Annotated in this window: 12 protein-coding genes and 3 pseudogenes; 3 read left to right on the forward strand and 12 right to left on the reverse strand. The window is 61.5% G+C overall.

Going from position 1 to position 10139, the window contains the following annotated elements; all coding sequences use genetic code 11:
- Positions 1–445: 445 nt before the first annotated feature.
- On the forward strand, positions 446–856 hold the full coding sequence (locus N551_RS39670; RefSeq protein WP_371180062.1) for a phosphatase PAP2 family protein: 411 nt from the start codon (positions 446–448) through the stop codon (positions 854–856).
- Between the two features lie 8 nt (positions 857–864).
- Positions 865–1089, forward strand: coding sequence for a hypothetical protein (locus N551_RS0114685; protein ID WP_027567583.1), 225 nt, complete (start codon positions 865–867; stop codon positions 1087–1089).
- A 598-nt stretch (positions 1090–1687) separates the two neighbouring features.
- Here N551_RS0114685 and N551_RS36575 read toward each other — a convergent pair.
- The 4 genes from N551_RS36575 to N551_RS0114700 form a co-directional block, all read right to left on the reverse strand.
- Positions 1688–2032, reverse strand: coding sequence for a hypothetical protein (locus tag N551_RS36575; RefSeq protein ID WP_051462729.1), 345 nt, complete (start codon positions 2030–2032; stop codon positions 1688–1690).
- A 26-nt stretch (positions 2033–2058) separates the two neighbouring features.
- A complete protein-coding gene (locus N551_RS36580; RefSeq protein WP_051462733.1) occupies positions 2059–2757 on the reverse strand; it encodes a cation:proton antiporter in 699 nt (232 codons plus the stop codon).
- A 232-nt stretch (positions 2758–2989) separates the two neighbouring features.
- Complete coding sequence (locus N551_RS38790) at positions 2990–3271, reverse strand: hypothetical protein (protein ID WP_027567584.1); 282 nt, start codon at positions 3269–3271, stop codon at positions 2990–2992.
- A complete protein-coding gene (locus N551_RS0114700; protein ID WP_027567585.1) occupies positions 3268–3540 on the reverse strand; it encodes a hypothetical protein in 273 nt (90 codons plus the stop codon). Before N551_RS0114700 ends, N551_RS38790 begins: the two co-directional genes overlap by 4 nt.
- Before the next feature lie 299 nt (positions 3541–3839).
- On the opposite strand from N551_RS0114700, the gene N551_RS0114705 reads away from it, so the two are divergent.
- Positions 3840–4115, forward strand: coding sequence for a hypothetical protein (locus N551_RS0114705; protein WP_027567586.1), 276 nt, complete (start codon positions 3840–3842; stop codon positions 4113–4115).
- A 268-nt stretch (positions 4116–4383) separates the two neighbouring features.
- Here the strand turns inward: N551_RS0114705 and N551_RS37945 are convergent, their stop codons facing one another.
- From N551_RS37945 to N551_RS35495, 8 genes and pseudogenes are all read right to left on the reverse strand, one after another.
- Positions 4384–4530 carry a hypothetical protein gene (locus N551_RS37945; protein ID WP_155809695.1) on the reverse strand — a complete coding sequence of 49 codons (147 nt, stop codon included), beginning with the start codon at positions 4528–4530 and terminating at the stop codon, positions 4384–4386.
- Positions 4531–4707: 177 nt separating this feature from the next.
- On the reverse strand, positions 4708–4941 hold the full coding sequence (locus tag N551_RS39675) for a hypothetical protein (protein WP_155809696.1): 234 nt from the start codon (positions 4939–4941) through the stop codon (positions 4708–4710).
- Positions 4942–4967: 26 nt separating this feature from the next.
- Positions 4968–5321, reverse strand: a pseudogene (locus N551_RS0114715) (efflux RND transporter permease subunit); the annotation flags it as partial.
- Positions 5318–6572: pseudogene (locus N551_RS35480) on the reverse strand (efflux RND transporter periplasmic adaptor subunit). The pseudogenes N551_RS35480 and N551_RS0114715, both read right to left, overlap by 4 nt.
- A gap of 89 nt (positions 6573–6661) precedes the next feature.
- On the reverse strand, positions 6662–6898 hold the full coding sequence (locus N551_RS0114725) for a hypothetical protein (protein ID WP_027567588.1): 237 nt from the start codon (positions 6896–6898) through the stop codon (positions 6662–6664).
- A gap of 26 nt (positions 6899–6924) precedes the next feature.
- Positions 6925–8120: pseudogene (locus N551_RS35485) on the reverse strand (NADH-quinone oxidoreductase subunit D).
- Between the two features lie 683 nt (positions 8121–8803).
- The gene (locus tag N551_RS39280; RefSeq protein ID WP_245287776.1) at positions 8804–9052 is read right to left on the reverse strand and encodes a hypothetical protein; all 249 of its coding nucleotides are present in this window, start codon (positions 9050–9052) and stop codon (positions 8804–8806) included.
- Positions 9053–9302: 250 nt separating this feature from the next.
- Complete coding sequence (locus N551_RS35495; RefSeq protein WP_051462740.1) at positions 9303–10109, reverse strand: SIR2 family protein; 807 nt, start codon at positions 10107–10109, stop codon at positions 9303–9305.
- Positions 10110–10139: the final 30 nt, after the last annotated feature.

Consider the following 10139-nt stretch of genomic DNA (forward strand, 5'->3'; position numbering starts at 1 on the left):
AGCCCGCGATCAGCAGCGCAAGCAGCACAACCGAGATCACCCGCGCATCTCGCACAATAGTCCCTGTGACTTGTCGACCCTCTCAAGCAGGGTCGTGCTTTTGAACGCTCAACGACCTGCACGTTCCTATTCGCGTGGGGTCACCACGCCCGGCAGTGAATAGAGGATGGTGTTTGCTTCCCAGCACCGCGGCCAGCGACTTGCTGCGCTGGCAAGTAGGAACGCCTGAACGTGCGGCGCGTCGTCACAGGTGCGCGTTTCTCGCGCTCGCCATCAACCAAAAGAGACCATGAAACATTTGTTAATTCCGCCTACTCCAATCGATACAGCGATAGCGACTTCGGCAGCCCGCCACACCACCCCCGTTCTTCAGGACTTTGCGAGATCTATGACATGGGCGGCTGATGCTCGTGTACTCGGTACGTTGGCGGCCGTGGGTTGGATCATGTCGCGCGGAGGCGATAGGCGGCAACGCGTTGTCGCAAATCACGTAGCTGTATCGCTCACGGCAGCAGTCATGTTGCCGAAGATCATCAAGCGAGTGATCGATCGAACACGACCGGACCGAGTGGTCGTAGGCGAGGACCGACGCGGTGTTGGGACGTCAGGCCAGCCGCATGACTCCTTTCCCTCGGGCCATGGTGTGCATATTGGTGCAATCGTCTCGGCTCTGAGTTGGGCCTATCCCAAGAAAACCGCAGTATTCCTGGCGATTGGGGGCGCATTGGCGGCAACCAGAGTGGCCGTACTTGCGCACTGGACGACCGATGTCGTGCTGGGACTGACCTTGGGCGCGGCTGTCGAACGAGCGGCCAGACGCGTCAGTGGAGCGCGACGCGGGAGTACCCGCGCCTGAGACAAGCAATGACCGACAAGCCGTTCGTTCTCTTTCCCGGGATGATCGAGCCGCTGCGAGTGGCCCGTGTATACGGCTACCTGGTTCAGTACGGAGACGCGCTCTACCATCCCGGCGGCACTCAGCCGATATGCACAATGGCTCTGGCGCGGAAAATGGTCGAAGGCGGCTGGCTTGAGCAGCACGGCCAACGCTATGAGCCGACAAAGCAGGGTCTGCGGGCGACGGAGTGAGGCCGTCGGAATTGACGAAACGGCCCCAGGCCTGGGGGAAAGACCCAGGGCTGAGGCCGCTCCGGACTACCGTACAGGTAGCCTCATGCGTCTGAAACGCATGCAGAAACAAAGTTGGCTGCTGCACATCGTTCCTATCCACCGTCTTGTTCGTTCCGGCCGTCTCATCCCTTACCGCTTGACGGAAACACCACGATCCTCCCCCGACGCAACTGAGATCACGAGCACGCGTGACGTCCAGATCATGGACGGCTGAGCAGATCTGTGCGAGCGCTGGTTTCGTAGCGGGAGACGCTCACCCAAACCTCATCGAGAACGGCCCGCAGGATGGCCGTAGTTTCAGCGTCGAACATGGGAACTCCTCTTCCGGCACCCGAAGCGATACCGGAATCCGGGATTTCAGTGATTCAATTGAGTTAAAATGCGAGAACTTTTTTTGCGATGGGCGTCGTTTGCGCCCACGTGCAAGATGCTCGAGCATCGGCTTCCCTTACCTTTTTGCCATCACTCAAGAGAGCTCACTCAACCTCGTCCTTCAAACGGGTCAGGCGCACGACCCGCTCCAACGTCAAACCCTGCACAACGATCGAGAACACGACTACCGCGTAGCAGATCGCCAGAGTTCGCTCTTCCATTCGCTGGAGCCGGTACTCAGCGCCAAGGCGACCGAAACCGCTCCGCGCAACCCGCCCCAGGTCAGGATCACGATTGCGCGCCAACGGTTCGGATTCTTGGCATGAAGCCACAAGGCGGTGCCTATGATGCTTGCGGCTCGGACGAGCAGACCGAGCGGGATCGCAAGTGCAATGACGAACAAGGTCGAGCTTTCGAGACGAGCCAGCCCGAGCATCTCGAAGCCAATCAACATGAACAGCAGCGAGTTCAGAATCTCGTCGACCACTGACCAGAACAGAGTACGATTGCGGCGCGTCTTTTCGCTCATTGCCTGGCGGGGTCCGCGACTGCCAATCAAAAGCCCGCAAGCACCACCGCGATCGGGCCGGAGGCGCCGAGACCGTTGGCAAGCGTATAAGACCCACTCGCAACAGCCAATGACATGGTGAACTCCAGGGGATAGTCGTCGATGCGCTTCATGGCCAAATAGCCAATCCAGCCAGTTCCTGCGCCGATGATGACGCCGCCACCAATCTCCCGCAGAAGATCGAAACTGATGGAGCCGAAGGTGGGGTGCGCCCCTACCGCGTAGGACAGCGCGGTCTGAAAAAGCACCACCGCAACGCCATCGTTGAACAGGCTCTCTCCGGCCATCACCGCCTGCAACTTCTTGGACAATCCAACTCGCGACAGTATCGTACCGACAGCCACGGGATCCGTTGGCGCCAGAATTGCACCAAGCACGAGGCACCAGGAGAGCGGCATCTTCACACCGGTGAGGCCGAACGCGAAATAGATTCCCAGCCCAAACAGCGCGGTTGCGATCACTACGCCGGCCGTCGCCAGAAGAAACACCGTGATTTTGCGGGACCACAACGCAGAAACATCGACCTGCAATGTACCGGCAAAAAGCAGGAAGCAGAGGACGCCGTTCAACAGCGTGTCCGGCAACTCCCGGGCCCCTAAAATGTCCCGGAGCGCCAGTCCCAGATTCAAAGCGGGAAAGACAGCGCCGACCGCGATCACAGCAAGCGATGCGATGAGCGCGACCACCGTCAGCCCAACGTACCGGGAAGCAGCAGAACCGTCCGGTCGAGGAGACCCAAGGTGGACGCGAGACACAACAGCACTGCTGTGAATGAAAGTGGCGACATCCCTCGCCCCTGATCGCGGCCGCATGCTCGATAGTCCAGGCTGGCACGTCACGACGGCGAAACTGGAGAGCCAGTATCCGGGTGCAGCACGCGACTTGAGCCGCGCCCGCTCGTCCGACTTCGCCGGCGGGCTACTTGCCGCTGCCCTGCCCCGATGAGCCGGACGTGGCGTTGCTCGTCGCAGGTTGGCTTGTCCGATCCCTTCCTGGACTGATCCCACCCGCCGCATTGTTGCCGTAGCTGTTGCCCTGGTTGGTATGGATGGTGCCGCTGGCGTTCGTGCCCGCGGTACCCTGCACGCTCGACGAATTGGTCGTTGTTTGTCCCGCTGCCGACCCGCCCGAATTGCTCTGCGCGAGGGCAAAGGGCAAACTGCCAAACATGAGGCTCAGAAACATCGCGATATACTTCATGTTCTATCTCGGCTCCGTTTTCGAAATGGATCTGCAGCCTCGTCGTAGCCGCGCCGGCTGCTAAAGAACATCAGCGCCATCAGTCCGCAGCCAATCGCGAGCGAAAAGAACGATCCAAGACCAAGTGCGATCCAGCCGTTCTCGTCCATGGCGACGTCGTCGACGCCATTGGTTGCATCCGAGACCCACACGATACCGACCACGACAAGTGCGAGCATGGCGCACAACGCGACGATGAGAATTGCCTGACCTAGGCTTAGGCTTCGCATGGGCGGCTCCTTCGACCGGCAACTGCAACGATGCGCGGCGGTTCCTAAGACACTTTCCGGCTGGGAGGCCGCTTCGCAATCTCTGCTTTCAGATCACAGCAGACACGGCCGCCTGCGTCGGAAGGGCCGGCATGCGCGAACGAAGGTAACGGCGGTACGCACGGCAGCTTAGAAGACGATCAACAGCTACGTACTTCTGAAGCCGTCAGGGTGAGGAAGCCGGCGGCTTTCTCTGTTCGAACGGGCGGCCGACGCCAGCTCACTAGGAACTGCGGTGCCGTCCACATTGTTCATCTCCGATGGAAATCATCGCGTTTGCAGTCCTTGCGCTGGTACTTGTCTTCGCCATCGCTCGTCTGACCGCCGGTCGACGAAAATCCCCGCAGGAACTTGGCCGGGGCCAGGCCGCGCGCGAGTCCCGCCAGATCCTGAAAGAGCTCGCGGCACGAGCCGGAGATACCAGCGCGGCGGCGCAAGTCGCAGTCGATCGCAACAACCGCATCGTCCCCAGCGATCTGAGCCGCAAAGGGCAGCGAACGAATGCGCCACCTCGTGACGACGAGCCCATGGCCTGATCGCTTCTTCGGGCGGCGTCCCTGTCGAAGCGCTTTCAAGCGCTCGACCGAGGGGGAGCCATCTGCGCGAGCCTCGCCACATGCAAAAGGCCCCGGCCGAGGCCTTGCGGCTCGTCAGGGGTACATCCGCCCTGCACGGCCGAAGCAGGTCTATACGTCTTGTGTAGACGAAACGGCGGAGACCGAAATAACATGTGATGAGGGCAACGGAAAAATGCGACTTCCGGTCGATCCGCCCCACCCGCATCTACGTGCGCCGGCAGACGTACTAATTTGAAGCCATGCCGCGCATCGCTTGGGTGAACCATAGGCCGCGTGAATCGCGGAAGGGCTTATAGCCGAGATTTGCCAAAATGCCGCTCCCGATCAGGAGGAATGCAATCGTCAACGTCAATAAACGTCCCGTATAGCTCATCGCATTGCTCCAGTTCGGCTACAATCTGCGAACGCAATGCAGGCGATTGGGGGAGCGTTCCTCGCCACGGTCGCCGTTTTGAGATTTGATAGCGAAGCTCCTGAGCCAGGCCTTTCGGACGACATCCGCCCAACTGATCTGCTCGCGATCGGTGGCTGGAGTTGTTCCGGCCTCCCGTCATCCGAAGCTCGATCTGCGAATGGCGACAAGCGATCGCCAGCGCCCGCGCTCGTTCAAGCCATTGGCTACTCGACGGCCGGCAGTGATCTTGCGCCCGCGCGAACCGGGCCCCTTCACTCGCTCTCGCGCATTCTGGAAGAATATATAAACCATCGGGATCAGGAATATGCCTATCAAGCTTGCCGCCAGCATACCCCCGAAGACCGCGGTGCCTACCGCGCGCCGGCTCATTTGGGCAGCCCCCGTTGCGATGACTACTGCGACAGCGCGGTCTGCACCCGGTTGTTAACGTTGACCGTATCGATGTTCGGGTCGGAGCCGAGAGCAAAGGATACGGTGAGGCTGTAGCTGCCGTCATTCCCGCTCGTGGATTTCATATAGAGCATCTGGTCGACGCCGACGATCTGCGCCTCGAGCGGCTGCGCGACACTGGATTCGACGACGGCGGCGGACGCTCCGGGGAACGTACCGTACACCGTCACCTGGGGCGGCACGATGTCCGGGAATTGAGCGACGGCGATGCGCAGCAACGCCAGTCCGCCGGCGATGGTGATAACAAATGCGATCACGATGGCGAGACGCGGTCGGTCGATGAAAATCGCCGAGATCAAATCAGTGCCCGCCGCTCTTGCTGTTTGGACCTGCTGCCCCCCGCCTCCCTGGCCAGCGCCTTGGCCACGGTCGTGGATCCGCCCGAAGCTGCTGCCGACCCGTGTGCACGGCCAACCGCTGCTGTGCCGCCGCCCTCCCCCGCACTTTCCTTCATTTGGGCCTGGATCTGAGAGCTTCCCGGTGCTGGCGAAATCTTGGCTCCAGCTCTGATCCGTTGCAGGCCCTCGACGATGACCTGATCGCCTGACCGCAATCCACCGATCACGCCGGCCAGCGTCGTCGTCGATTGCCCGACCTGGATGCGGCGCTGCTCCGCCATATTATCCTTTCCGACCACGAAGACGTAGCTGCCCTGCTGGTCCGACAGCACAGCCGAGCGCGGCACCGCAAGGACTTCGATCGGCTGTACGCCCTCGAGCAGCACGGTCACGAACTCGCCATCAAACAGCTCGCGAATCGGCGTGCCGCTGCCCTCGATGTGCTGGGTGGGAGGGTTTTCGATCTCGCCCCGGAGGGTGATGGTATCCGTATTGGTCGTGACCGTGTTGTTCGCGAAATTCAGATGGCCGGTGCGCTCGTAGGCTCTGCCGTTTGGCAGGCGCAGGCGAATGACCACGGCGTTGAAGCCGCCGCGCCGCGCATAGCGGTCGCGCAGCGTCAGAGCCTCACGAACCGATACGGAAAAGTCACATACATCGGATCCTGGCTGACGATGGTCGTGAGCACACCCGAAGACGGGCTGACCACGTTGCCCTCCGTCACAGCGGTCCGGCCGATCTTGCCGTCGATGGGGGACGTGATGTCGGTGTAGCCAAGATTGATCTGCGATGCCTCTACCTGCGCCTGCGCGGCCTGGACCTGGGCTTCGAGGCTTCGCTGGTTAGCGATCGCCGCATCATAGTTGGACTGCAATCCGGCAGGGCCGCTCAGCAGGCCCGCGCACGCTCGGTGGTCAGTCGAGCGTTCTCCAATGTCGCCTGCAACTGCGCGAGGGCAGCCTGCCGGGCGGCGAGGTCGGCCTCGAACGGGCCCTTCTCGAGCTCGTAGAGCTTGTCGCCGCCCTTGACCTCGCTGCCTACATGTTCATGGGCACCGAACGCAACGCGGCGCCGCTGCAGCCGGGGCGCTACTGCGAAGGCCCTTCGCTCGACGGCTAGGGGTCGTGCAGCTTCCGGGCCGGGTTCGAACCTTTGGGCGACGAGCCTGTGCTCGGATCGGCGCGGCCGGATAGCGGCGCACAGGTGGAGCAGATGAAGAGCCGGCCGGTGACGAACGCGTTGGCCTGATTCTCGTGTAACGGCCGGGGTCGTCCGATGAAAGGGACGGCCCCGGCCGACGTCTAGCGACGCCGAGCCACCAGAACGCCCAACAGAAACGCCGCAAAGACCACTTGTAGCGGTGCTGCCCTGGTCATCTTCCGCAGTTGGTCGGCCAATTGCGCCGAGGGCGCCTGGGAAGGCGCATCGAGTCCTGTTCTTGTATCAGCGTGCGGCGCCTGCGAGCCGTTCTGCGCGGTGAACTGATCGTCCACGAGGCCGGACGCTTCGGTCATGGCGGAGCTTTCCCTGATATCCATCCTGATCCTCCATTGTAGCTTTCCAGTCAGCGATCGACCTCGCCGAAGACAATATCCAGCGACCCGAGGATCGCCGAGACGTCCGCGAGCAAATGTCCCTTGCAGAGAAAGTCCATCGCTTGCAGGTGGGCGAATCCCGGCGACCTGATCTTGCACTTGTAGGGACGGTTGGTCCCGTCCGCGATGAGGAACACACCGAACTCGCCCTTCGGAGCCTCGACGGCGACATAGACCTCGCCGGCGGGAACGTGGAAGCCCTCGGTGTATAGCTTGAAGTGGTGAATCAGCGCCTCCATCGAACGCTTCATCTCCCCACGTCTAGGCGGCGCGACCTTGTTGTCCTGCACGAGCACCGGACCCTGGCCGTCGGCAGACTTCAGCTTCTCGATGCACTGCTTCATGATGCGCACGGATTGCCGCATCTCCTCCATGCGAATGAGATAGCGGTCGTAGCAGTCGCCGTTTCGTCCGACGGGGATGTCGAAGTCCATCTGGCATAGCAGTCGTAGGGCTCTGCCTTTCGCAAGTCCCAAGCCGCGCCCGACCCCCGCACCATCACGCCGGAGAAGCCCCAGGCCCAGGCCTGCTCGAGCGTTACCCGACCAATATCCACGTTTCGGGCCTTGAAGATGCGGTTGAGCGAGAGCAGCCGATCCAGGTCGTCGACGACGCGCAGGAACGGATCGCACCAGGCTTCGATATCATCGATCAGTTTCGGTGGAAGGTCCTGATGCACGCCGCCGGGACGATAATAGTTGGCATGCATCCGACTGCCGGACGCACGCTCGTAGAACACCATGAGCTTCTCGCGCTCCTCGAAGCCCCAAAGAGGTGGCGTCAAGGCCCCGACGTCCATCGCTTGCGTCGTGACGTTCAAAAGATGAGACAAGATGCGGCTGATCTCGTGATAGAGCACCCTGATCAGCTGCCCTCGCCGCGGAACTTCAAGGCCGATCAGTCTTTCGATTGCCAGGCAGAACGCGTGCTCCTGCGTCAGGGGAGCGACATAGTCGAGCCGGTCGAAATACGGGATCGCCTGAAGATAGGTCTTGGCCTCGATCAGCTTCTCGGTGCCCCGATGCAAAAGACCGATGTGCGGATCGACGCGTGCGACGATTTCGCCGTCCAGTTCAAGCACGAGCCTAAGCACGCCATGGGCGGCGGGATGCTGGGGACCGAAGTTGATGGTGAAGTTTCTCAAGCTGGGAGACTGCTCAGGCATATCGCTTCCGATCGAGGACATCCCTCACCTTAATCGTGATCGACGTCGGACGGCTTCACACAGGTTAACGATTCGCCTCGAACCTGGAAAAGGAGCCATGAACGTTGCACTTTGGAATGCCCGGCTTTCGGGTGGTAAGCGAGCGTCTCTCAGACCGACCCTCTCACTAGCCCGAGCGAACCCATGGCAGCAGAGCCAACGCTCACGGCCGTTGTGTTCGCCGGCGGTCTCGGCCTTGGCGCGTATCATGGCGGCGCATTTGAAGCCCTCACTTCTGTCTCGCCGCACATCGACTAGGTGACCGGTTCGTCCGCGGGCGCGATCACGGCGGCATTGATCGCGGGATGTCCCATCCCCGACCGCCTCGCGAATTTGCGCGGCTACTGGCATGCTCCTGCCGCGCCTGCCGTCACAACGAGCCCCAGCCGCCACCTGTCCGCTTGGCTGAGTTCAATCAATACGCGCCTGCTTGGCCACACCGGCTTTTTCCATCCCCGCCTACCTCTACCGTCCTTCCCCTTCACGGGTCTGTACGATCTCGGCCCAACACGCGAACGCCTTCAGCGATTGATCGATTTCGGGCGTGTGAACATTGGCGAGCTGCGCATTTCCATCTGCGCAACGGACCTCGAAAGTGGCGATGCCGTGCTGTTCGATTCGTCTTCGGAGCCGATCGAAATGGATCACATCCTGGCCAGTTGCGGATTTCTCCCGAATTCGGTCCGGTGCAGGTTGCCGGGAGATGGCTCGGCGATGGCGGGTTTTCGCTCAACGCGCCGTTCGATCCGGTCCTCGAAGCTCCAGCCTCGCTTCGCCTTTGCGTCGTCGACCTCTATGCACGGGACGGCAACGTCCCTGACGGCCTCGAGGCCGCGGCTGAGCGCAAGAGCGATCTCACCTTCGGCAATCAGACCTTTCAGCGCCTTCGTCACGCCCTCGAAGCTCGCCAGCTTCGCGCCGAGCTACAGGGCCGGGATCGCAACGACAGGATCTATCTCCTGAGCTACCGACCCGGCCGCGAGGAAGCCGGCCCTGAAAAATCTTTCGACCTGTCGGAGCGGCCATGGCGCAGCGTTGGCGCGCGGGCTTTTTGGACATGCAGCATGCCGGATCCGTGGCTCTCCGGAACGGGCTATGCAGCGTAAGGCGAGGCTCGCAGCGTTTCAGCGCGCCAGAGTCCGGCTAGGTCTCTCGGTCGATACGCTGGCGGATGTCCAGCAAGAACCGGCTAACACCTTCATCCGGGCTGACGCCGTCAGGCGGCGCGATGGTGGTGATGCCCCAGTTCGCCAATACGGCCTCCTGCACCGGATTGCGTTGCGTGACGAAAGCGAAGGATCTCGGTCGGTCCTGGCGGTGCCCGGACTCATCCCAACTCTGCCAAACCCGATGCAGCAGGAGCCGAATGTTGGGATCCGACATGCTGTATCCGATGAAAAGCAGCGTGCTGCCCAAGGCATCGGCGCGAAACCGGATATCGAGCGGCGAGTCGAACGCGAGTCGGTTGAGGAAATCGGTTTCGGTCAAGACGAGCGAGGCATCGTCGTCGAAGTCACCATGGAATTTGATGATGTGCGTGACGCCGGAACGCGCGCCTGCAATGTCCTTTGCGTTGCTGATCTTGGCATAAGGCTTTTCCAGGACGTCGAAGGCTGTCTCGAGGTTGCGGTCGTAGTTCGTGGTGTAAATGGTCGGAAAATCGAGCTCCACGATCAGCTTGTGGAGCCGTGAGGCCGCGATCCTGTCCGGGTCGACGCGCCAGTTGCGGTCGAGCCAGCTGCGAAGCGGGCCAATTCCGCCGCGCTTCAGCCGGTAGTACTCCGCCAGCATCTGATAGCCGCCGTGCATTCCATCGATCACGTTGCGCTCAAGTCCAAGGTCATCCAGCAGATGGTCGATCAGAGATTGCCAGGACGGCAGGCCGACAGCCATCGAGACGCCGGCACCGACGAACAGGATGGCGCAGCGCCGCTTGATCGCAGCGGCCAGGACCTCATGAGGCGGTCGCTCCTCGAATGC

It is taken from the genome of Bradyrhizobium sp. URHA0013 (genome assembly GCF_000518345.1).
In the GTDB taxonomy this organism is placed as follows: domain Bacteria; phylum Pseudomonadota; class Alphaproteobacteria; order Rhizobiales; family Xanthobacteraceae; genus Bradyrhizobium.

Excerpts from the sequence above, each read along its gene's own strand:
- N551_RS38790 (WP_027567584.1), bottom strand. The coding sequence starts at position 3,271 with ATGAAGTATATCGCGATGTTTCTGAGCCTCATGTTTGGCAGTTTGCCC.
- N551_RS39670 (WP_371180062.1), top strand. The coding sequence starts at position 446 with ATGTCGCGCGGAGGCGATAGGCGGCAACGCGTTGTCGCAAATCACGTA.
- N551_RS0114685 (WP_027567583.1), top strand. The coding sequence starts at position 865 with ATGACCGACAAGCCGTTCGTTCTCTTTCCCGGGATGATCGAGCCGCTG.
- N551_RS36575 (WP_051462729.1), bottom strand. The coding sequence starts at position 2,032 with ATGAGCGAAAAGACGCGCCGCAATCGTACTCTGTTCTGGTCAGTGGTC.
- N551_RS0114700 (WP_027567585.1), bottom strand. The coding sequence starts at position 3,540 with ATGCGAAGCCTAAGCCTAGGTCAGGCAATTCTCATCGTCGCGTTGTGC.
- N551_RS39675 (WP_155809696.1), bottom strand. The coding sequence starts at position 4,941 with ATGAGCCGGCGCGCGGTAGGCACCGCGGTCTTCGGGGGTATGCTGGCG.
- N551_RS37945 (WP_155809695.1), bottom strand. The coding sequence starts at position 4,530 with ATGAGCTATACGGGACGTTTATTGACGTTGACGATTGCATTCCTCCTG.
- N551_RS0114705 (WP_027567586.1), top strand. The coding sequence starts at position 3,840 with ATGGAAATCATCGCGTTTGCAGTCCTTGCGCTGGTACTTGTCTTCGCC.
- N551_RS0114725 (WP_027567588.1), bottom strand. The coding sequence starts at position 6,898 with ATGGATATCAGGGAAAGCTCCGCCATGACCGAAGCGTCCGGCCTCGTG.